Here is a 22067-nt window from a genome sequence, read left to right as displayed (position 1 = left end):
GGATTTTATTATCCTCTTAAACCATCTAGATGAATTCGAATATTCCTCCCGATTCAGATCCAGTACTTCCTGTGGCATCCAGTAATGTACACGTGCCAACACCGAAGTTTTTTATGCCGGTGTTCCTGACGGTAATTGTTGCCACGCTAATCTACATTGGCTTTCAGGTAAATGCTGATCTGGCTCATGTTCCGCCGCTTGGTTTATATTCTATTATTCTGCTAGCCACTGCTTTATTGATTGCTTTAGGCTTTGAATTTGTTAATGGTTTTCATGATACAGCTAATGCTGTAGCGACGGTCATCTATACCAATGCCTTACCAGCACCTGTGGCTGTGATGTGGGCAGGCTTTTGTAATTTTCTTGGGGTAATGGTAGCAAGTGGCGCAGTCGCGTACGGTATTATTGCGCTGCTTCCGGTTGAGCTGATTATGAATGTCAGTAGCGGTGCCGGTTTTGCGATGGTATTTGCTTTACTGATTGCCGCAATCATCTGGAACCTCGGTACCTGGTTTCTTGGTATACCTGCCTCAAGTTCGCATACCCTGATCGGTTCAATTTTGGGGGTGGGTATCATGAACCATCTTCTAAATGCCGCGACCGGTGCCAGTGGTATCGATATGGATCAGGTCATCAAGGTAGGTAAGGCCTTACTGTTTTCACCACTAATTGGTTTTGCATTTGCTGCGGTATTGTTCCTGCTGGTTAAAAAGATCTTTAAGAAACAAATGGAACTGTTTCAGCCGCCAGAAGGAAACAAACCGCCTCCGCCACTGATCCGTGCCATCCTGATTTTTACCTGTACCGGTGTTAGCTTTGCTCATGGATCAAATGATGGTCAAAAGGGCATGGGCCTAATTATGCTGATTCTGATTGGTTTGGTACCTTTAGCGTACTCTCTGAATAAAAATCTGGATCAAGCACATTTACAGTCATTTGAACAGTTATCTACTCAAACTGCTTCTGCTATTTATGCTAATTATCAGGATATCCCGGATGAGCAGGCACGGACTGTACTGACCCGTTATATCCAGACCAAGGAAATTAGCCCTGAAGTAGTGCCAGCATTGGCAAGCCTGACTGACCATCTGGGTGAGCGTGTCGCAGCCTATGATAATTTAAGAGACATGCCTGAAGCAGTAGTCAGCGAAATTCGTAATGACATGTACCTGAGTACCACTACATTTAAGCGTCTAGATAAGGCAGAGGCCTTACCTGCGTTACCTGAAGCTCAGAATAAACTGGTAGATGAATATCGCGATAATCTGGATTCATTCCTGCAATATATTCCGACTTGGGTCAAAGTGGCGGTAGCCCTGGCACTGGGCCTTGGAACTATGGTGGGCTGGAAGCGAATTGTCGTGACAGTAGGTGAGCGTATTGGTAAGCATCATATGACTTATGGTCAGGGGATGTCTGCCGAGCTGGTAGCTATGTCTACAATTGCTGCAGCAGATGGCCTGGGTATGCCTGTATCGACTACACATGTTTTAAACAGTGCAGTTGCAGGTACCATGGTGGCCAATAAATCTGGCCTGAACTTTAATACTGTCAAAACCATTCTGTCCGCATGGGTATTTACACTGCCAGCAACCATTTGCTTATCTGGCGGTTTATATTGGCTGTTTCTCAAGTTATTTGTTTAATTAAAATAGACATTAAAAAAGCTTTGCCTCGGCAAAGCTTTTTTTGTATCTGCTGTTATTTGTTCAGAAAAAGCTTCAGCTTTTCTTTTTGAATTTTGAAAGAAGTTTTTCTACTGGCAGTTTATCTGAAGCCAAGCCATATAAGGCAGCAAAAGGTAGTGCAGTTCGTGCCAGATAAGCGACACGCCACAGACCGCCATGGTTAGCACCTTCCATCATCAGCTCTAAAGGATGTTCTAGTGCAGTGTCTGGATGTGCAGCTGAATCAGGATTGCGCAGATCGTGGATCCATAGGGCTGCCATGATGGCATTGGTAGTTTCAGGTGCAAATGCCTCTACATCAAATAAGCTGGCGCCAGTAAAGGCAGCCTTTAGTAATGGATTCTTGGTGACAGAATGCGTCGTGGTTGATGGGGCAATATTAATACTGACCTGTTGACCCTGATGGCGTGCGAGTACAGCGCGCCATTGTTGTAGGCGCTTGGCTAGTGCATAATTCGGGCCTTGTTCCAAGACCAGACAGTCAGTAATGCCGTAATGTTTGCCATTATCTGACTTTACAAGTATTTGCTGGTTCTTCTGGAAAAAATGTTTCAAAGAAGCGGTTGAAATACCCTTAGTTAGAAGCTTTTGTAACTGCGAGCGGTGTTTGAACTTGTCAGATGCAGCTTGAGCAACTTCTTCCGGCACCGCATATACATCGGTCGGAGTACACATAAACATTAGGCTGGTATCCGGTTTATGCTGACTGACATATTGCATGATGGCATCCATTGCCATAGAAACCCGTACATGTTTTTCACCATCCAGATAGGCGATAGCTGCCAAATCCAGTTGCTGCTTAAAGGTCACCAGCCACTGGCCAATCTCTGGTAACTGGGTCAACAGATTGGCCCCCAGATGCTCTTTTAGCTCGGAAATACTGGCCTGTTCGGGAAAAGGCTGATCGCTGGGTGCGATAAGCGTAGCATTTCCTGCTTCAATAATATTTAAAATTCTTTCCCATACCTGAGCCCGCGGCAAGTCAATAGCAACAATATTGGCTTTCCATTTAGCCAGCCAGGTTAATGGGCCGGCTTCAGAACCTGCACCAAGCAAAACCAGTGTCCGGTCAGACAGGTCAAACCATTCCGGATGTGCCACAGCCTGCTGCAAAGCTTCAGCATGACTTGCCTCAATGATGCCAGCTGCCAGCCATTTTTCTATCTGGCTGAGCAAACTCTGGCCCTGAAGTTTCTGGCCGTGATAAGGCACATACCATTCAGGAGTGTTATCGTTCTTGCCTTGGAACTTGGCTGTATAAAGCTGTTTTTCTACAGGAAGCTGCATCACATCCTTGAGTAAACAGGATTCACCTGCACGGTAGAACACAAAGCTATGATGTGCCTTATGTAAACCCTGCTTGGCAATAGTAATCGGATGATTAACGTGCCGGATACCCTGATATACCAGCGCTTTAAAATATTTTGGATATGTCTTGCGCCAATTTTTTTCTTTAGATGCCTGCTGTGAGCTGTCGGAATCGACCAGTGATAATGCTTCAGCAATAATTTCTTTACCGGTACGGGTCGTACTTGGCTTGTTAGAGCCTTCCTGTACAGGAAATTGTAAACCTTCAAGTGGGTTAGACATGCAAAATATCTCTTCGGATCATTGATTTAATATACATTTGTATACATTATCTATGCCAGATTGGATTAAGGGGTGGCATTATGTGACAAAATTGCAAGAAAATAAGAAAACTGATCTGGTGAGTAAAGAGATTAAAACCGTCTAACAGTAGAATGCTTTTCTCTTCTCTATAAATAGATCAACCGTGAATTTGCCTGATCTGTTTTGATGAGTAGAAATCGTTTCGATAATAATAAAAGCCACGCTAGTTCAAACATAATACTTGCTTGTTCAATATGGGCTTTACAGCCATTTAAACCTATTCAGCAGTTTACCGAAAAATAATAAAACTTCTTTTATAACTCAATCTTGGATTTTGTTTTTATAGTATTTATTTTTAACTATTTACTATGATGATTGCTTTATGATCTTGTGGCTCAAGCCATGAATTAAAGCTTATAAACCAATATATGGTCTTTACTCTATTCAGTTTTTTCTTTGTAAAATGAGCTAGTAAAGGTAATTATTTACCACGGTCAATAGTACGGAACCCGGTATGAGTCGTAGCCAGGTTAAATTCTTGTGGATGACGGCTACTTTTTCTATAACGGGCACAGTATTGACTGGCACAAAGAAAGGAGCCTCCCTTAATCACAAAGGATTGTGGGATATGCTGCGAAGTTCTTAACGCTGAATAATTTCCCATATGCTCATCATGAGCACCGGTATATATGGAACTGGTCCATTCCCAGACGTTACCAATCATATCGTAAAGTCCAAAGGCATTCGGGCTGAAACAGCCCACAGGGGCTATACCTTTAAAATGGTCTTCTTGGCTATTATGAAAGGGAAAATCACCTTGCCAGTAATTTGCATCAGGCCGGTGCTGATGATTACGCGGTTCATGTTTTAAGGGCACATCTGTCTCGTCATTACCTTTGGCTGCGTATTCCCATTCAACTTCAGAAGGTAAATCATGGCCGAGCCAGAGCGCGTAATGTTCAGCATCGTTTTTGGTAATATACCGTACTGCTTCGTTAGCGCGGGCAGGTGGACCCTCTGGCCCTTCAGGCAAGCGCCAGTTATAACCTGATTTAAGTTTCCACCACTGTTGTGGTGACTGCTCATCTGCTTCAAATACGGCAGCTTCGTTCTGTTTTTCGGCATCGGTAATATAGTGTGTAGCTGCTATAAAACTTGCAAACTGAGCCACAGTCACTTCAGTCTGATCAATCCAGAATCCTTTCACTTTCCTTTTTTGAGCCCCAAAATTGATCTCATCTGGATAAGCCAGTTCTGATCCTAATTTCACCTCGCCTTCAGGAATATATAACATCCCGGCATGTGCCTGTTCTAACCAGCCTGAAGGCAGTCCAGAATATGACTGACAGTATGTTATATTTCCCAGATTTAAATTTTTTTTATTTGTGGGGAGGCTACTTTGTTCGGTGTTATGGCAGCCTGCAAAAAGTAGACTGCACAGCCCTAATCTTAACGCTAATTTCATTTGCGGTATTCCAGTACACCATGCTGCTGTACATACTGCTGATAAAGTTGACTCAGCTTTTGAACCTGATCGGGATACTGCTCGGCAAGATTCTGATTTTCGCCGCGGTCATTTTTCAGATTATAAAGTTCCCACTGGCCTGTACCAAGTTCAGGTTTCGCCTGCAAGGCTATTTTCCATTCACCTGAACGTAGATATTTGTTGCCATGTAATTCATCCCCGAATATGAAATCGGCAGGGCGAACCGAGGCAGCTTTATTTTGTAGGAGTGCTTTCCATGAATAGCCATTTGGTGTGTTAATTTTTCTTCCCTTATATTCACTTTGCGGTACAGGAATGCTGGCGAAATCCAGTACAGTAGGCAGTACATCAAGTACTGAAGTAAACCCATGATATTTTTGTGAATCTGATAATACATTAGGGACTTTTATTATTGCAGGTGCAATAGTTGCGCCTTCACCAGCGGTTTCTTTCCATAGATGAAAAGGAGCAGCACTGACCTCTGCCCAACGTGGACCAATATAATGATAGGACTGTGCTGTACCAACAGCATTCAGAGAAGCATCGAAACTCGGATCGCTTACTCCGCGAATAGTACCTTCTGCACCATTATCAGAAACAAAAAAGATAAGGGTGTTATCATAAAGACGGTTAGCTTTTAAGTACTGGATAATTTTGCCAATATTAGCATCCAGGTTTTCTACCATACCCGCATAAACTTCCATTTTACGGGCTTCTATAGCTCTTTGTTCTGGACTCAGTTCAGTCCATTGGCCATAACCTAATTTATCAGTTGCCAACGGTGTGGCTGACTGAAAGTCAGGAGGAATAATACCGAGCTGTTTCTGGCGTTTAATCCGGTTTTCGCGGATGACCCCATATCCTGCATCATAAACGCCTTTATATTTATTGCTATAAGCTTCAGGCGCCTGTATGGGCCAGTGGGGTGCGGTGTAAGCTGCATAAGCAAAGAAAGGTTTGCCACTATTTTTGCCACTTTCCAGATATTCCAGTAATTTATCAGTAAAATAATTTGTTGAAAAAAAGTCATCAGGTAAATCTGCGATAGAAATAATTTTCCCGTCTTCTGTATAAGTCGCTGTGCGTTTAAATGCAGCAGGTGCGTCTTTAAAATGTAAATCCAAGCCCTGAAGCAAGGTGAAAGAGCGGTCAAATCCTTTGACATGAGCATTACTCTCAGGCGTCAAGCCTAAATGCCATTTTCCACTGATATAAGTACGGTAACCATGATCACGCAAGACTTCTGCAATTGATAAAGATCGCTCGTTCAGATAGCCCTCATAACCTGGTTGACCTTTTAAATGGGCAGGAGTGAGTTCTGCCATTGCACCAATTCCGGCCAGATGATGATCTGTACCTGAAATCAATTGGGAACGGGTAGGAGAGCAGGTTGCGGCTGTATGATAATCGGTAAGAATTTTACCCGCTTGCGCCAATGCATCCAGATTAGGCGTGTGTATTTCACTGCCAAATGCTCCCAGATCTGAATAGCCTAAGTCATCTGCCATAATAAACAATATATTAGGCTGCTGTATTTTATTCTGTTTATTGTCTTCGTTTTTATCATCATTACAGCCAGACAGAGAAAAACTGAGTGCCAAACTGGTAAGGGTAAAAAATAGTTTAATTTTTTTCATAATCTAATCAAATGGCAATAAGCTTGCTGCCAAGCCTAAGACAAAGCCACTCGTTGAAAAATGAATAAATTTTGCTTTGGTAAGTAAGAAAATTGCTTAGAACAATTGTCACTATACTAAGCAATTTTTTTAAGAAGAAATTTAATCAATTACTACATTCAGATTATTAAAAAGAAGGCAGTTGTGATAGTTTGTTCAAAAAGTGTGGAATCAGGCGTGGCTCAAGAATAACAGTCATTATTACCCCGTAAGCAGCACCCCATAAGTGAGCACTATGGTTAATATTACTGTTGCCTCGCTTACCGGACCAGATACTGTACGCTATATATAAAACTGCAAAAATAATAGCGGGGACCGGAATAAAAAATACAAAAATCAGTTTCCAGGGCTCAAACAGGATGTATGCAAACAAAACAGCAGAAACTGCGCCGGATGCGCCTAAGCTGGCCCAACGGCTATCATTTTTATGTTTAAGGTAACTTGGCAGAATTGCAATGATTAATCCACCCAGATAAAACAGAACAAAGCCCAGATCATAAAAGTACTGTCGATAAAAGCTTTCAATAATACTGCCAAAGAAAAACAGGGTAATCATATTGAACAGCAGATGAGCGCCATCTGCATGCACAAAACCATGAGTAATAAAACGGTCATACTGACCTTTCTGCATGGCTGGTGGCCAGAAAATCAGGCGATTCATCAGGGCCTGATTGGAAAATGCCAGCAGTGAAACGATCACTGTGATAATAATCAGGGTAACGGTATGATTAAAAGGTAGACCTAGCATAAAATCTCGTATTCATTTGGATCTGTTTAAAGTCATCATGCCATTAAAACAGATCGTGGATGGGAGTTTCATAATAATTCCGACAATTTTAGTTGATTTTTTCGAAATCCCCCGCATCTTCAGTTAAAATACTTGCAATAGCTTGAGGAATAATTGTTATGTCGACTGAGACCAACAGCACTGCAGTAGCAGAAGAGATCCCGAACCTGTTAATTACTCCAAATGCACAAGAGTATTTGCATGATTTGCTAGAAAAGCAGAATACTCCGGGAATTGGTGTTCGTATTTTTGTAGAAAATCCGGGAACACCACGTGCTGAATGCTGTATGGCGTATAGTGCTCCGGAAGAGATTATTCCTACTGACTACAAACAGGATTATCCAGATTTTCCTGCATTTATCGATGCCCCGTCTATTCCATATCTACGTGATGCGGTTATTGACTACAATAAAGACCGTTTCGGCGGACAGCTGACATTCCGTGCTCCAAACTCTAAAGTACCACGTGTCGGTCCAGATGCGTCAATCGAAGAGCGTATTACCTATGTACTCCAGTCAGAGATTAATCCGGGACTGGCAGGACATGGGGGTAACTGTGCCTTGGTGGAAGTGGTAGAAGATGAAGAACATGGTCTAACAGCTGTACTTAAATTTGGTGGAGGCTGCCAGGGCTGTTCAGCAATTGATGTAACCCTAAAACAGGGTGTAGAAACTACGTTGAAACAGCATATTCCCGAGTTGTCACGCGTAGTCGACCAGACTGACCATAGTCAGGCGGAAGGTGCTTACTTTAAGTAAGTTTTACTTTAGGTCAGATATGTATCTAGAAACCTCCTTCGGGAGGTTTTTTATAACCACAAGAAAATATAAATAATGAGAATTGTTATCAATATCATTCCTAATTTAAAAGTTTTTTGTTACACTGCGCAACATTAAATTTCATTTTTCTCCATAAATCCGTAATTTGGGGGCAGTAATGTCTAACCGTATGATGAAGTCTGTACTTACCGTTTCGATTCTCTCAGCTATGTTATCTGTAGCCAATGCAGCTGAAACAGACAAAGCTCAGCAGCAGGAAAATGAGAGCCAGCCACAGGATGCTGTCAAATTAGAAACTATGGTTCTTACCGCAGAAGAGCAGGTAAAACAGTCTTTGGGCGTTTCTATCATTACAGAAGAAGATTTAGATAAATTACCCGTGACCAATGATATTTCGGAATATGTACGTCGTATGCCAGGTGTAAACTTAACCGGTAACAGTGCTACCGGCCAACGTGGCAATAACCGTCAGATCGATATTCGTGGAATGGGGCCTGAAAATACCTTAATTCTGATCGATGGCAAGCCGGTAAATTCACGTAATTCTGTACGTTATGGCTGGCGAGGTGAACGTGATACGCGAGGTGATTCTAACTGGGTACCAGTCAATGCAATCGAGTCAATTGAAGTGTTGCGAGGTCCTGCTGCTGCCCGTTACGGTTCTGGCGCTATGGGAGGCGTGGTCAATATTAAAACTAAAAAAGTGTACAATGAATTACATGGTTCTATTGAAACTTATACCAACCAGCCAGAAAATAGTAAAGAAGGTGATACTAATCGTGTAAGTGTTAATTTGAGTGGACCGATTATTCAGGATGTTCTGTCTTATCGGATCTATGGAAACTATAATAAAACCGATAATGATGCGCCAGATATCAATCCTGTGGTGGGGTCAAACGGTTATCGTGCCGCAGGCCGTGAAGGGGTAGAAAATAAAGATATTAATGCCCGCTTGGCCTGGAAAATGACTGATCATCAACATTTGCTTTTTGATATAGGTTCGGGCCGGCAGGGTAACCTGTATGCAGGTGATTCACAGAACAGTAATCTTGACCCGACTACTAATGATATCTTGTCTCAATTATTTGGTAAAGAAACTAATACCTTGTATCGCGATAACTATGCTCTGACTCATGAAGGGGAATGGAGTTGGGGTGATAGCAAGCTTATTGCTCAATTTGACCGTACCAAAAACAAGCGACTACCCGAAGGAACAGCAGGAGCAAGTGAAGGCCGTATTAACAGTCTGGAAGACCGGGTGACTTCTACCCTCGATACATTGCGTTTTAATGGAGAAGTCACCGTCCCTTTTGAACTGTATGTCCCGCAAAACCTGACGATAGGTGCTGAATGGGTTGAAGATGATTTTAGCGATCAGGAAAATACCAAGCAGGGTGATGGCTCTTATAGTGAAAATTTAACTACGGGAGACCGTAGCAAGATGAAGTCGCGCATAGCTTCTGGATATCTTGAAAACAATATGAAAATTACTGATGCTACAGATATGGTGGTCGGTATACGTTTCGATGACCATAACCGGTCAGGTTCCAATTGGAGCCCAAGTTTAAACCTCAGCCACAAACTGGGTGATTACTTCACTTTAAAAGGTGGTATTGCCAAAGCCTATAAGGCACCAAACCTTTATCAAAATGCGGAAGGATATTTGCTGGGTACAAGAGGAAATGGCTGTCCGATTGGTCTGAGTCAGTGTGTACTACAAGGAAATGCCAATCTAAAACCTGAAACTTCAATCAATAAAGAGATTGGTTTCGAATTTCAGAAAGATATTGTAAATGCCAGCCTGGCATGGTTCCGTAATGATTATGAAGACAAAATTACTTCTGGAGATGAAGTAACGCAGCAGGTAGTTATTGGGGATACAACCTATAATGTATTGCAATGGACTAATATTCCTAAAGCACTTATTCAAGGTCTTGAAGGAAGTATCAGTCTGGATTGGGGGGATGTAACCTGGACTAACAACTTTACTTACATGACTGACTCGGTAAACAAAAAGACAGGAAATCCTCTCTCGGTGGTGCCAAATTATACAATTAACTCTATTTTCAATTACGACATTACTGATGCATGGGATGTAAATTTTGTTTATACCCAGTATGGCCGTCAAAAACCGCGCCAATATAAAGAAACTTCGCTTGAAGATAAGCAGGGTATAATTACTGAGAGTGTTAAAAGTTATGGTCTGGCCGGTATCAATACAGGCTATAAATTTAATGACAATTTCAGTGGCCGGATTGGTATTAGCAACCTGTTTGATGAGCAAAAACTGCGTGACAATACAGTAAATCAGACTTATAACGAACCTGGCCGTGCATATTATGCAAGCTTGAAGTACGAATTCTAAAATCTCTAAAAAAGCCGCTTTCAAAGCGGCTCTTTCAATTTATCCATTTAAAATATTTTGAGCAGATTCGGAAGTATAAAACCGTTCCAGATATACTCTAGCCCGCTTACGCAGATATTCGGAACTGCACATCGTCTGAATTACTGGCTGTAACAGTTGTTGTAACTCATGCTGGATCAGTGACTCATCAATATTCAGGTCACGGAGTAAAAGATCAAAATTACGTTCCTGATTGCGGACGTACCAGGCATGTACACCATCATGGATCTGCTGTTTCAAATACTCGCTCTGGCGCATAAAGTCCCAGATTTCATGCCCCAGCTTCACAGTATTGGGTAAGTCCTCAACTTCAATATATTGCCGTAAAACACTTAAAGGCTGTTTTTTAATTTTATGCCAGAGATTGGCCTGAAAATGATAGAGCTTGTCATTATCGAAATGCTGGTTCAGCACATGTTCACTCATCTGGCTGAGTTTCAATATATTTTTTTGCAAATAATGATGGATTGTATCATCCAGACTGCTATCAGTAACAGTTTCCAGGACTGATTTTCCCATTTTCATAAAACGGCTTACACCCGGCACCTTTTTTGAGACTATAGAGTTATCCAGATAATCCTGAATGGCATGCTGAATGAGCTGAGTAATCATGGCAGAAAAAGCCGGACTATTTACGACGCTTTTAATGAGGCGTTCACGATGCTTACTTTTGCTGGCTACATATTGGGCAATACGATCAACTGTCAGTACTGGAATAACATCTTCTATTCTAGTCGAATCGTTACACGGATGAATCAGTGCAAAACGAATATGTTCAGCAATCTGTTCAATCAAAAAACTGCTGGCGGGTGTGGCCAAAATCTGCTTTTGTAATAAATGATTAATCTCTTCAAAAGACCAGAGATCCTGTAAACGCTGCTTTCTGAACCATTGATAAAAACTGCTAAATTCCAGCGCAATAGTTTCAGGCAAACTAAATTCATGTTGTAAAAAATCAAGATGAGCTTCGATCAGCTGTTCGGTTTTTGTGGCTATTGTCATAATCGTTTTTCTATGGCCTAAGGTTGAGTGGGCTGAATATTTAACGGTTTTTTCAGATTCCGGGTCTTCGCCAGAAAAGGCAGGTAGTGCTGGATGACTAGCTGTTCTGCCTCCATGATGGGCATATGGCCGACCTGGTCCAGAATTACGGGCGGTTCCGCGTGTTTTAATAGTGTTTTTAACTCTTCGGCAACCTCAACATTAATGATTCTGTCCTGCTTACCCCAAATAATCAAACTCGGTGCATCAATAGTTCGGGCTAAGAGTGCAAAAGACTGCGGTGTATAGGTACGATTTAAAGCCACCAGCTGGTCTACCATTTTTGCTGTTTGTGGTGCCTGAGCAATCATGATCTGTTCTTGCGCCTGCTTGTAACGGCGTGGCAAGAAGGGAGGGTTCTGCATTACAGTTTTGAGCAGATAGTTAAAATCTCCAGGTTTAGAAACCACCAGCTGTTTAAGGTAAGCCGGATTATGCAGATAAGGCGTTTTGGCATTTCGAAATACGCCACCACTACTGACCAAAAATAGGCTCTGGGTTTCAAAAGGATATTGGGCTGCATATAGCATGGCAATTGCACCACCCAATGAATGCCCAGCAAGATGCACCTGGTTTGGAATATTAGCTGCCTCGACAAAACGGCGTAACTGCTCGGTAATGTGCGGAACAGACATATCAAAATCTGCTGGGGTCCGGGTTTCACCTCCTGTAGGCAAATCTGGAATGACCACATGATAATGCGGCGTTAAATAATGAGCCAGCCGGTTCCAGTTGTCACGGCTTCCGGAAAGACCGTGCAGGAGGAGTAGCGTGGGCTTGTCAACCGGTCCGCCTTCACTGTAGGACCAGGTCACTTCACCGACTTTCAGGGTTTTACTGCGTAGCCCGGCCCAGCTCCGTTCTTCCTGTAAGGCCTGCTGAAATTCTTTCTGTAATTCTTCATTTTGGGCAATTGCAGTTGGACTTAATATACTTAAACAGCTTCCGAGCAAAATCATGGCAACTGTAGAGGAAAATTTAAAAGTACGCTGCATGCTTGAGCCTGTCATTTATCGGACTTCCCTGAAAAGTTACTCATTATATAAAAAAATCGCTATTGTTATCGACTCTGGCACAGATAGCATACCTGACTGACAACTAATCAGATAAAATGCAGTCAATTCCGTCAGCAGGAAAATAGCGGGTCTGATCATACAGTGTCTTTTATTTTGACAAAGTATTGATACGTAACTATATGAATCAATCATTATAAAAACGTTTCATTCATGAAGTTCGTTAAAAAAGTACGTGATACTCTATTTTTTGTCAGTGACATTCAAAAATTGCAGGATTAAAATATTTTTTAACATTTAAAACAGATGGGAAATAGAATGCTAACTGCCCAAGAAGCTTTAGAACGCCTCAAACAGGGAAATCAACGTTTTGTGAAGGGAGAGACGACTCACCCCAAGCTTCTGTCACATCAGGAACGTGCAGAGATGGCAGAAGACCAGAATCCGTTCGCCATTATTCTGGGCTGTTCTGACTCACGTGTTCCGGCAGAAATGGTATTCGATCAGGGCCTCGGTGACCTGTTTGTTATTCGTGTAGCTGGTAATATTGTTGCACCTTCGCAGGTAGGAAGTGTCGAATTTGCTGCAGAGCGTTATGACTGTGCTGTAGTTGTGGTACTAGGCCACAGTCATTGTGGTGCAATTCAGGCCACTATTAATGCTCTGAATAATCCGGATCAGGAACCTTCCATGAACCTGATGTCAATTGTGAACCGTGTACGGCCTTCAGTTGAAATCCTGATGCAGACCGAACTTAAAAATGATGTTAAGAAACTGTCCAAGCATGCAGTACGTTCTAACGTGTTCGCATCAGTTAACCAGTTGCGTCATGGTTCAGCCGTACTGGAAAGCCTGATTGCTAAAGGTAAGATGATTGTTGTAGGGGCAGAATATTCACTCGAGACAGGTGAAGTAGAGTTTTTGGATTTCTAACACAGAAAAATATTTAATCAGGCCTGGTATGTAATGACATACCAGGCCTTTAATTTATAGTGCGCCCTTAATATAAGGGTAAGCATTGTTGAGTAGTCTCATTTGGGCCTTGCTATTGGGGTGTACCAGATCTGCCTGCATCAAGGTTTTATTGCCAGCAATTCCTTCCATAAAAAATGGCATCAATTTTACCTGATACTGCTGGCTGACTCTTTTATAAGTATTTTCAAAACTCTGACTATAAGCCGCGCCATAGTTTGGGGGTATCTTCATGCCAAATAGCAGCACTTTGGCTTTTGAAGCTTTTGCCTGCTGTACAAGTTGTCCAAGATTTTTCTCAATCATCTGTGGTGGCTGTCCACGCAGACCATCGTTCCCGCCCAGCTCAATCACGACCACATGGGGTTTATAGGTTTGTAAAAGCTTTGGAAAACGGGCCAGAGCACCACTAGTGGTTTCACCGCTGACGCTTGCATTGACCACTTTGTGCTGTTTCGGGTACTGTTGGTCAAGGCGCTTTTGCAATAACTGAACCCATCCCTGTTCCGGTTTCATACCATAACCGGCACTGATACTATCGCCTAAAACCATAATAGTTTTAGCTGACGCCATTAGCGGAACTGCAGCCAAGCCTGCAATAGCCAGACGTTTAAGAATTAAAGACCACAATTTTCGATTTTGCATATCAGGAATTTTATGAATCAGGCCAATTTGCGATCTTCCATCATGCCACAACCGATTATTTCTGCCCAGCAGATCACACAAAGCATCCAACTGCCGCATCAAAATTTAACAATTCTAAAAGAGGTTAATTTACAGATTATGCCGGGAGAGCAGGTGGCTATTACAGGTCGCTCTGGTTCGGGTAAATCGACATTGCTGGGTATTCTGGCAACACTGGATCAGGCCAGTTCTGGTGAACTGATTATCTGCGAAGAAGAAGTTCATCGGTTAAATGAAGAGCAGCGTGCTCAGGTGCGCCTGAAATACATTGGCTTTATTTTTCAGTCTTTTCAGTTATTGCCAGCCTTAACTGCTGTCGAGAATGTGATGTTACCACTCAGGTTACAGCCAGACTTCCATTACCAGACAGCTGAACAAAGGGCTTTAAAACTTCTGAAAAGGGTAGGGCTTGAGCGACAGGCCGGTCAGACTCCAAAAGTACTTTCGGGCGGCGAGCAGCAACGTGTTGCCATTGCACGGGCACTCATCAGTGAGCCTGCGATCATTTTTGCCGATGAGCCAACAGGCAACCTCGACGGACAGACAGCTGAAGAAATTGAGCAGTTACTGTTTGAACTGAACCATGAACTGGGCACTACACTGGTACTGGTTACTCACGACCCTGAACTTGCCCGACAGTGCCAGCGTCACTTCGAACTGGTGAATGGCCATCTGATTGAAAAGACTTCAGGAGATACCCATGTTAAGTCCGGTGCTTAAACCGCTATTAACACAGAGCTTTCGTAGCAGTGGTATCTATCTGTTGATCATTGCACTGGTTCTGGCCATCAGTGCCACAACCGCAGTTAAATTCAGTAATCAGCAGGTACAGCAGGCGGTTGCCTTACAGGCAGCGGAAATGCTTGCCGCTGATCTGGTGCTAAGTGATACCGCGCCGCTCGAGCAAAAATGGTTCCAGCAGGCCCGGCAGCTGGGTTTGGCACAGTCAAAGGTTACTGTATTTAGCTCAATGGTCCATACGGATGACCAGTTTGTTATGGTTAATGTTAAGGCCATAGATCAGGCCTTTCCTTTGAGAGGAGAACTGCAGAGTACCTCTGCTGCTCAAATTCCCAATCCGGGAGAAGTCTGGCTTAGCCCACGTGCCTTGGAACTATTAAAGGTAAAAGTAGGTGACCAGATCCAGATTGCAGATGGCAGTTTTAACGTTGCAGCAAAAATTGTTAAAGACAGCAATCAGGAATTAGGATTTTCGGGATTTTCACCCACTGTCATTATTCACCAGCAAGATATCGCACGTACAGAAGCTATTCAGGTGGGTAGCCGGGTACAGTACCGTTTATTGATGGCCGGATCACCGCAACAGGTACAAGCTTTTGAAAAAGGTTTTGAACAGCTCACCGGACAAAAGCAGAAAAATAAAATTGATACAGAACAGGCAGGGGAAACTACCAGCCTGCAGTTGCGTAATGCGGGTGAAGCCAATACACGTCTGATGAAACCGCTTGAGAATCTGGATACCTTTTTGCAACTGGCAAATATTCTTACCATTTTACTCTGCGGTATTGCTATCGCGCTCACTAGCCAACGCTATGTCATGCAAAACCAGGACCATCTGGCGCTGCTGCGCTGTCTGGGTGCTTCCAAACATAGTATTTTATGGGCTTATCTTATACTGCTGGTGATTATCATGCTGATTGCCATCAGTTTTGGCGCAATACTGGGAATTGGACTTGGTTATGGCTTGCTTCAGTTGATGCTGCAGCTCATCCCTAATTTGAACATCCAGTTTTCGGCACTGGCCATGCTACAGGGCCCGTTGCCTGTAGCCATGTTTACCAGTGCCATTGTGTTGTTGGGTTTTATCGGACCAAGCTTATGGCAACTCTTGAATACGCCCCCTATTCGGGTGATTCGTCAGCAGGAAAAATCGGTTATCTCTATTCTGGTCATGCTTTCCACCGGGCTATTAAGTCTGGTGATCTTTAGTGTGGTACTCACAGAAAATCTGCGACTGACGGCATGGGTAATGCTGGCGATTATCCTGTTATGTACAGTACTTTACGGCTTAGTCTGGCTTATTTTGAAAATATTAAAAGCAGCAAAAGGCCGGATTTCAGCTTATGTACGTACACCCTATCAGACTGCTTTGCAAATAACAGCGCTGGCCTTGGGTTTAAGCCTGATCACGGTGCTGGCCGTATTGCGTACCGATATGCTGGAGCGCTGGCAGCAGCAACTCCCTGTAGATACACCGAACCAGTTCGTTTATGGCTTGCCTCCTTTTGACCTTGAACCATTTCAGCAACAGGTTCGACAAAATGGTTGGGCTGGAACAGCACTTTATCCAAATATCCGGGGACGTTTGACTGAGAAAAATGGTCAGCCTTTCTCAAGTGAACTTATTCAGAAAAGTAACTCCTTGCAACGTGAACTTAATCTTACCCAGACAAAGCAATATCCGGCAGATAACCGGATTATTGAGGGAGCTGCTTCATTTAGCCGGATTGGACAGGTTTCAGTTGAAGCAAAAACAGCAGAAGAGTTAGGAATCAGGGTCGGGGACGAGCTGGGTTTTAGTTTGCCAGAAGGCCTGTTAAAAGCCCGGGTCATTAATCTGAGAACCGTTGAGTGGGAAAGTTTCAGTCCTAATTTCTTCTTTATTTTTTCACCAGACACAATAGATGAAAATGCAGGCAGTTATCTGGGCAGTTTTTATGTACCTGAAGAAGACAGGCCTAAACTGGTTAATCTGATTCAACAATTTCCGAATACGGTTTTTATTGATGTCAGTATGATTCTGGAACAGGTTAAACAGCTGGTAAATGTTCTGGTACAGATTATTACTGTACTGGCAGTACTGGTGAGTATCTCCGGTTTTCTGGTACTGCTGGCATGTCTAAACCTACTGATGGACGAACGTAAGCAGGAAGTTGCGCTATTACGTTCTTTTGGCAGTTCAAAACATAAATTAAAACAGATGCTGAGTCTGGAAATTGGATTAATCGGTTTTATTTCCGGAGCGGTCGCTTGTCTGTTTGCAGAGGTGATCAGTGCAATTGCCAGTTACCGTATGGAGTTGCCGATACAGTTACATGCTGAAATCTGGCTATTTCTACCACTTGTCATGACAGTCGTATGTGCCATCATTGGCCGATATCGCTTGAGCTATCTCTGTGATATTCCACCATTAGAGAGTCTGCGCTCGATTAATCAGTAAAAGTTTTTAGATAAATGCCAGCCTGGTTTAAAAGCCAAGCTGGTTTTTCATCTGGCTTAAAATTTCCTGCCAGAGGGGCTGAATCTGCTGTATCTGCTCCAGATTATACTGATACAAGGCCAGACAGCATGCTGCACCTATCAATAGGCCAGCCATTCCCCCTATAACGCTGACACGTAAACGCTGGCTGAGATACCAGAGCAGTGCTAACAGTATACCCATCAACATGCCGCCGATATGGGCTGCGTTATTAATGCCACTAATCATAAAACCCATGCCCAGATTAAGCCCCATAACCAGTAATAAGGATTTTCGGTCCAGAATAAACTGCTGTCGGGGCAGTACTGGTAATAAAGATAGTATAGCCAAGGCTGCCCCCAGACCCATGACTGCGCCCGATGCGCCTGCACCTACACGTGGCAATAGCTCGGGTTCAAACTGATTCAGCAGGCTATATGTATTTTGAACATCAATATAGCCGCTGAGCAGACTTCCCATAAGACCGGCCAGTACATATAAACCTATAAAATAGGACCGTCCAAACAGCTGTTCAGCCACACTGCCAAAGATATAGAGGGCCCACATGTTTAACATAAGATGGATCAGACCAAAATGAAAAAACATGCTGGTGAATAGCCGTTGAGGTTCCTCTAAATAGGTTAAAGGTGCATAATCAGCACCCCAGCGGATTGCATCAATGATCTCAGGCTGGGTAATATCAACACCAGCGAAAATCTGCCAGGCGAACAACCCGACATTGATTGCAATCAGAAGCGCTGTACACCACCAAAGCTGCGTATTGGATTGAACCGGAAAAGGTGAATAGTTCGACATGCTTTTTTAAAAACAGATACGATATGGTCGAAGACAGCTTAACACGAAAAAAAATGAATACAGGAGTAACTCTCTGACATGAAAGCTATTATTGTTCGCACTTTGTTAATTCTTGTCAGTCTGTTTCTTTTAGTACAACTCTGGATTTTTAGCAGTCTGGTGTGGTGGCGTACCCATCCGGTTGAAACCACCATGTTTATGCGACTAGATTACTGGGCAGATCGAAGTCAGCCTATCCAGCATGAGTGGCGTGACTATGACCAGATCAGCGATTACTTTAAACATGCAATTGTCGCTGCAGAAGATGGCAAATTTCTTCAGCATCATGGATTTGACTGGGATGGCATCCAACACGCTATTGAACGTAACGGAGAAAAGGGGCAAGTGGTGGCCGGTGGTTCGACTATCTCCCAGCAGCTTGCTAAAAATCTGTTTTTATACAATAAACGCTCTTTTTTACGTAAAGGTCAGGAGGCTATCGCGACCTGGATGATGGAGCGTATGTGGACCAAACAGCGTATTTTAGAAGTTTATATGAATTCGGTTGAGTTCGGGGAAAATATCTATGGGGTAGAAGCTGCGACCCAGCATTACTTTGGTAAAAGCTCGCATAGTCTAAGCCGTGAACAGGCCGCTTTTCTGGCTGCACTTTTACCAAATCCGAAATACTATGATGAAAACCGGAATGACCGGAAATTACAGTACCGCAAGCGTATGATCAGTAAATATATGCGTTATAGCCATATTCCTTAATAATTTTTTAAAGATAAGCCCATTTTTTGGGCTTTTTTTTATGAAATTGTCAAAATTTTAACGCATACTTGAATGAAATATATCAGTTCTCATTCGTATAGGTTGCAGCATGAATAGTATAGTTCCAGCCAGTCCTTCAGAATATACATATAATGACCGCTACATTAACCGTGAACTGTCCATTCTGGACTTTCACCTGCGGGTACTGGAACAGGCTGTTGACCCGATACATCCCTTGCTGGAGCGTATGAATTTTCTGCTGATTTTTTCCCGTAATATGGATGAGTTTTTTGAAATCCGTGTTGCTGGAGTTATGGAGCAGCTGTACTTGGGAAATGAAAGCCGCAGTCCTGACGGTTTAACTCCCAAACAGGTCCTGGAAAGCATTTCCAAAACTGCACATGAGGCCATTGCCCGCCAATACCGGATATTAAATCAGGAAATTTTACCCAAGCTGCGTGAAGAAGATATCTGTTTTCTGCGCCGTGGTGATTTAACACCTGCCCAATCCGCCTGGGTCAAAAAGTATTTTCAGGAGCAGGTTGCTCCAGTACTTACACCTATCAGTTTAGATCCAGCGCATCCATTCCCAAGACTGGTAAATAAAAGCTTAAATTTTATTGTCACCTTGGAAGGTAAAGATGCGTTTGGCCGGCAGATTGATCTGGCTGTTGTTCCTGCCCCCCGTTCATTACCGCGTGTAGTTCGCTTACCCGATGAACTGACTGGTGGTAAAGAGCATCATGTCATGCTGTCTGCGATTATTCACGAACACGTTTCAGACCTGTTCCCCGGTATGACAGCTACCGGCTGTTACCAGTTCCGTGTGACCCGAAATGCCGATCTGGCACTCAATGAGGATGTGGAAGATCTGGCTAAAGCTCTTAAAGGCGAATTAAGCTCGCGACGGTTTGGCCGTGCAGTACGTCTGGAGGTAACTGAAAACTGTCCACAACATATTTATGAGTACCTGCTAAATGAGTTTGATCTGGATGAGGAGCAGTTATATAAAGTGGATGGTCCGGTCAATCTGGCCCGGCTGCTGTCAAACTTTAAACGTCCTCATCTACGCTATAACTCGCATACCCCGATAATTCCTAAAGTCCTAAAAAAATCAGAAAATATTTTCTCTGCCATGCAGAAACAGGACATTTTACTGCACCATCCATTTGAATCTTTTGCACCGGTAATTAATCTGCTGCGTGAAGCAGCGCGAGATCCGCAGGTATTGGCCATCAAGCAGACTCTATACCGTTCTGGACCGGATTCTGAAATTGTACAGGTTCTGGCAGAAGCTGCACGTAATGGCAAAGAAGTAACCGCAGTGATCGAGCTGCGTGCCCGTTTTGATGAAGAGTCCAATATTGAGGTAGCCAATGTCCTGCAGGAGGCAGGTGCGGTAGTGGTATACGGCATTGTAGGCTATAAAACTCATGCCAAAATGATTCTGGTTATCCGCCGTGAAAACAACAAACTGGTGCGTTATGTACATCTGGGTACAGGTAACTACCATGCAGCCAATGCACGGATTTATACTGACTATGGCCTGATGACCACTGACAAAGAGCTTTGTGAAGATGTACACCGTATTTTCCAAGAATTAACTGGAATGGGTAAAATGGCCAAGCTGAAAAAGCTGCTGCATGCCCCATTTACACTTCATCAGCAGTTGATTCACTATATTGAAGAAGAAATTGCTAATGCCAAAGCCGGGAAAAAAGCCCGTATTATCGTAAAGGTCAATGCCTTAACTGAAATGCAGCTGATTAACAAACTGTATGAGGCTTCACAGGCTGGGGTCAAGATCGATCTGATTATTCGCTCTATCTGCTGCCTGCGTCCGGGACTGCCAGGCCTTTCGGAGAATATTCAGGTCCGTTCTATTGTAGGTCGTTTTCTGGAGCATACACGGGTTTATTATTTCTCAAACAATGGCAATCCGCGTATTTACTGTTCCAGTGCCGACTGGATGGACCGCAATTTATTTAATCGGGTAGAAGCCTGTTTCCCTATCGAAGATCCAGCATTGAAAAAACGTATCTATGAACAGGGGCTGGCAACCTATCTTAAAGATAACCAGCAGGCATGGATATTACAGGGCAACGGGCAGTGGCATCGTGCCCAGCTGGCTGAAGGTGAGGTACCTTACAATGCCCAGCAGACGCTACTGGAGATTTTTCAATCATGATAAAAAAGGAGCCTTAAGGCTCCTTTTTACACTAAATAAAATGATCAGACATGAGCCTAAGCTTGTAACTCACTGCTGATTTTCTGAAAAATCTGTAACAGGACGTCGAACTCGCTCTGTAATGGCGTACTTTTACGGGTAACCAGTGCAAGCGTACGGTTTGGCGCCGCCTCAATCGATTTCACCATCAACTCTTCATTGCACTTAATCATATTATTATGAATGGCAATTTCAGGAAGCAGAGTAAAGCCCAAGTTAGAAGATACCATTTCTACCAATGTAGGTAATGAGCTGGCTTTCAGGCGACTATCATTTTTACGCTCACCAATCGGGCAGGCGCTCAAAGCATGGTCACGTAAGCAGTGGCCTTCTTCAAGCAGCATCAGTCGCGACAGATCCAGATCTTGCAGACTGTTTGCATTGGCTGCTTTCTGGTCAGCCTTATGATAAACCAGATACAAATCTTCTTTTGCGATTTCAGCCACTTTCAAATTACGGGTATCAAACGGTAGAGCCAGAGCAACCATATCCAGATTACCATGTTCAAGCTTTTCTACAATTTTCTCGCTTTGAGCTTCATGCAGATGTAGCTGAATCTTGGGTAACTGTTTATGCACTTCTTCAAGTAGCTGTGACAATAGAAAAGGTGCCATGGTTGGGATAATGCCCAGATGCAGGTCACCAGTCAACGGCTCGCTCATTTCACGGCTTAAACGCATTAAATCCTGAGCATCGGCCAGCAATACACGCGCTCGTGCGACCACCTGTTCACCCAGGGGAGTTAAACGTACATTCTGGCGGTCACGTTCTACCAGAACCCCACCAAGCAAACGTTCCAGCTCCATAATTCCGCCCGATAAAGTGGACTGGGTTACGAATGAACGGCGCGCTGCTTCAGTGAAATGCAACGTTTCAGACAGTGTTACAAGATATGACAGCTGTCTTAAAGAGGGTAATGCAGCCATAGTGT

General features: G+C 43.4%; 17 protein-coding genes. 8 read left to right on the top strand and 9 right to left on the bottom strand.

The window, feature by feature from the left end; all coding sequences use genetic code 11:
• Positions 1–29 precede the first annotated feature (29 nt).
• Complete coding sequence (locus N518_RS0103325; protein ID WP_005019044.1) at positions 30–1646, top strand: inorganic phosphate transporter; 1617 nt, start codon at positions 30–32, stop codon at positions 1644–1646.
• Between the two features lie 75 nt (positions 1647–1721).
• Here N518_RS0103325 and N518_RS0103320 read toward each other — a convergent pair whose 3' ends face one another.
• From N518_RS0103320 to N518_RS0103305, 4 genes are all read right to left on the bottom strand, one after another.
• Positions 1722–3278 carry a hypothetical protein gene (locus N518_RS0103320; protein WP_026443973.1) on the bottom strand — a complete coding sequence of 519 codons (1557 nt, stop codon included), beginning with the start codon at positions 3276–3278 and terminating at the stop codon, positions 1722–1724.
• Between the two features lie 502 nt (positions 3279–3780).
• A complete protein-coding gene (locus tag N518_RS0103315) occupies positions 3781–4764 on the bottom strand; it encodes an SUMF1/EgtB/PvdO family nonheme iron enzyme (protein ID WP_026443972.1) in 984 nt (327 codons plus the stop codon).
• The gene (locus N518_RS0103310; protein ID WP_005027322.1) at positions 4761–6422 is read right to left on the bottom strand and encodes an arylsulfatase; all 1662 of its coding nucleotides are present in this window, start codon (positions 6420–6422) and stop codon (positions 4761–4763) included. The genes N518_RS0103315 and N518_RS0103310 overlap by 4 nt, the downstream gene beginning before the upstream one ends.
• Positions 6423–6588: 166 nt before the next feature.
• Positions 6589–7209 (bottom strand): rhomboid family intramembrane serine protease, encoded by a 621-nt coding sequence (locus N518_RS0103305; protein ID WP_005019051.1) that lies wholly within the window; start codon positions 7207–7209, stop codon positions 6589–6591.
• A 158-nt stretch (positions 7210–7367) separates the two neighbouring features.
• Here N518_RS0103305 and nfuA point away from each other — a divergent pair, with 158 nt between their 5' ends.
• Both nfuA and N518_RS0103295 read left to right on the top strand, forming a co-directional pair.
• Positions 7368–8006, top strand: a complete 639-nt coding sequence (nfuA, locus tag N518_RS0103300) for a Fe-S biogenesis protein NfuA (RefSeq protein ID WP_005019052.1) — start codon at positions 7368–7370, stop codon at positions 8004–8006.
• A 178-nt stretch (positions 8007–8184) separates the two neighbouring features.
• Positions 8185–10392 carry a TonB-dependent siderophore receptor gene (locus N518_RS0103295; protein ID WP_026443971.1) on the top strand — a complete coding sequence of 736 codons (2208 nt, stop codon included), beginning with the start codon at positions 8185–8187 and terminating at the stop codon, positions 10390–10392.
• Between the two features lie 39 nt (positions 10393–10431).
• Here N518_RS0103295 and N518_RS0103290 read toward each other — a convergent pair whose 3' ends face one another.
• Entirely contained in the window at positions 10432–11433 is a 1002-nt protein-coding gene (locus N518_RS0103290; RefSeq protein ID WP_026443970.1) for a hypothetical protein, read from the bottom strand.
• Positions 11434–11450: 17 nt separating this feature from the next.
• Complete coding sequence (locus tag N518_RS0103285) at positions 11451–12482, bottom strand: alpha/beta fold hydrolase (RefSeq protein WP_026443969.1); 1032 nt, start codon at positions 12480–12482, stop codon at positions 11451–11453.
• 321 nt (positions 12483–12803) lie between these two features.
• Here N518_RS0103285 and N518_RS0103280 point away from each other — a divergent pair, with 321 nt between their 5' ends.
• Positions 12804–13418: a carbonic anhydrase gene (locus N518_RS0103280; protein WP_005019060.1), complete on the top strand. Its 615-nt coding sequence runs from the start codon at positions 12804–12806 to the stop codon at positions 13416–13418.
• Between the two features lie 54 nt (positions 13419–13472).
• Here N518_RS0103280 and N518_RS0103275 read toward each other — a convergent pair whose 3' ends face one another.
• A complete protein-coding gene (locus N518_RS0103275) occupies positions 13473–14030 on the bottom strand; it encodes an arylesterase (RefSeq protein ID WP_372410819.1) in 558 nt (185 codons plus the stop codon).
• Positions 14031–14114: 84 nt separating this feature from the next.
• Between N518_RS0103275 and N518_RS0103270 the strand changes: the two genes are divergently transcribed.
• Both N518_RS0103270 and N518_RS0103265 read left to right on the top strand, forming a co-directional pair.
• A complete protein-coding gene (locus N518_RS0103270) occupies positions 14115–14861 on the top strand; it encodes an ABC transporter ATP-binding protein (protein WP_005027311.1) in 747 nt (248 codons plus the stop codon).
• The gene (locus tag N518_RS0103265; RefSeq protein WP_026443968.1) at positions 14842–17322 is read left to right on the top strand and encodes an ABC transporter permease; all 2481 of its coding nucleotides are present in this window, start codon (positions 14842–14844) and stop codon (positions 17320–17322) included. The genes N518_RS0103270 and N518_RS0103265 overlap by 20 nt, the downstream gene beginning before the upstream one ends.
• Positions 17323–17349: 27 nt before the next feature.
• On the opposite strand, the gene N518_RS0103260 is transcribed toward N518_RS0103265, so the two are convergent.
• Positions 17350–18156 carry a rhomboid family intramembrane serine protease gene (locus tag N518_RS0103260; RefSeq protein ID WP_005027306.1) on the bottom strand — a complete coding sequence of 269 codons (807 nt, stop codon included), beginning with the start codon at positions 18154–18156 and terminating at the stop codon, positions 17350–17352.
• A 78-nt stretch (positions 18157–18234) separates the two neighbouring features.
• Here N518_RS0103260 and mtgA point away from each other — a divergent pair, with 78 nt between their 5' ends.
• Positions 18235–18909, top strand: a complete 675-nt coding sequence (gene mtgA, locus N518_RS0103255; protein ID WP_005019068.1) for a monofunctional biosynthetic peptidoglycan transglycosylase — start codon at positions 18235–18237, stop codon at positions 18907–18909.
• 109 nt (positions 18910–19018) lie between these two features.
• Positions 19019–21097: a polyphosphate kinase 1 gene (gene ppk1, locus N518_RS0103250; protein ID WP_005019069.1), complete on the top strand. Its 2079-nt coding sequence runs from the start codon at positions 19019–19021 to the stop codon at positions 21095–21097.
• A 56-nt stretch (positions 21098–21153) separates the two neighbouring features.
• Here the strand turns inward: ppk1 and oxyR are convergent, their stop codons facing one another.
• Positions 21154–22062 carry a LysR family transcriptional regulator OxyR gene (gene oxyR, locus N518_RS0103245; RefSeq protein WP_005019070.1) on the bottom strand — a complete coding sequence of 303 codons (909 nt, stop codon included), beginning with the start codon at positions 22060–22062 and terminating at the stop codon, positions 21154–21156.
• Positions 22063–22067 lie beyond the last annotated feature (5 nt).

Origin of the sequence: Acinetobacter sp. UNC436CL71CviS28 (genome assembly GCF_000620525.1) — a bacterium.
Lineage (GTDB): Bacteria > Pseudomonadota > Gammaproteobacteria > Pseudomonadales > Moraxellaceae > Acinetobacter > Acinetobacter radioresistens.
This window is presented reverse-complemented; position numbering and strand designations above follow the sequence as displayed.

What these genes read in the sequence shown, in the direction of transcription:
- N518_RS0103325 (WP_005019044.1), top strand. Translation starts at nt 30, where the DNA reads ATGAATTCGAATATTCCTCCCGATTCAGATCCAGTACTTCCTGTGGCA.
- N518_RS0103320 (WP_026443973.1), bottom strand. Translation starts at nt 3,278, where the DNA reads ATGTCTAACCCACTTGAAGGTTTACAATTTCCTGTACAGGAAGGCTCT.
- N518_RS0103315 (WP_026443972.1), bottom strand. Translation starts at nt 4,764, where the DNA reads ATGAAATTAGCGTTAAGATTAGGGCTGTGCAGTCTACTTTTTGCAGGC.
- N518_RS0103310 (WP_005027322.1), bottom strand. Translation starts at nt 6,422, where the DNA reads ATGAAAAAAATTAAACTATTTTTTACCCTTACCAGTTTGGCACTCAGT.
- N518_RS0103305 (WP_005019051.1), bottom strand. Translation starts at nt 7,209, where the DNA reads ATGCTAGGTCTACCTTTTAATCATACCGTTACCCTGATTATTATCACA.
- nfuA (WP_005019052.1), top strand. Translation starts at nt 7,368, where the DNA reads ATGTCGACTGAGACCAACAGCACTGCAGTAGCAGAAGAGATCCCGAAC.
- N518_RS0103295 (WP_026443971.1), top strand. Translation starts at nt 8,185, where the DNA reads ATGTCTAACCGTATGATGAAGTCTGTACTTACCGTTTCGATTCTCTCA.
- N518_RS0103290 (WP_026443970.1), bottom strand. Translation starts at nt 11,433, where the DNA reads ATGACAATAGCCACAAAAACCGAACAGCTGATCGAAGCTCATCTTGAT.
- N518_RS0103285 (WP_026443969.1), bottom strand. Translation starts at nt 12,482, where the DNA reads ATGACAGGCTCAAGCATGCAGCGTACTTTTAAATTTTCCTCTACAGTT.
- N518_RS0103280 (WP_005019060.1), top strand. Translation starts at nt 12,804, where the DNA reads ATGCTAACTGCCCAAGAAGCTTTAGAACGCCTCAAACAGGGAAATCAA.
- N518_RS0103275 (WP_372410819.1), bottom strand. Translation starts at nt 14,030, where the DNA reads ATGGCGTCAGCTAAAACTATTATGGTTTTAGGCGATAGTATCAGTGCC.
- N518_RS0103270 (WP_005027311.1), top strand. Translation starts at nt 14,115, where the DNA reads ATGAATCAGGCCAATTTGCGATCTTCCATCATGCCACAACCGATTATT.
- N518_RS0103265 (WP_026443968.1), top strand. Translation starts at nt 14,842, where the DNA reads ATGTTAAGTCCGGTGCTTAAACCGCTATTAACACAGAGCTTTCGTAGC.
- N518_RS0103260 (WP_005027306.1), bottom strand. Translation starts at nt 18,156, where the DNA reads ATGTCGAACTATTCACCTTTTCCGGTTCAATCCAATACGCAGCTTTGG.
- mtgA (WP_005019068.1), top strand. Translation starts at nt 18,235, where the DNA reads ATGAAAGCTATTATTGTTCGCACTTTGTTAATTCTTGTCAGTCTGTTT.
- ppk1 (WP_005019069.1), top strand. Translation starts at nt 19,019, where the DNA reads ATGAATAGTATAGTTCCAGCCAGTCCTTCAGAATATACATATAATGAC.
- oxyR (WP_005019070.1), bottom strand. Translation starts at nt 22,062, where the DNA reads ATGGCTGCATTACCCTCTTTAAGACAGCTGTCATATCTTGTAACACTG.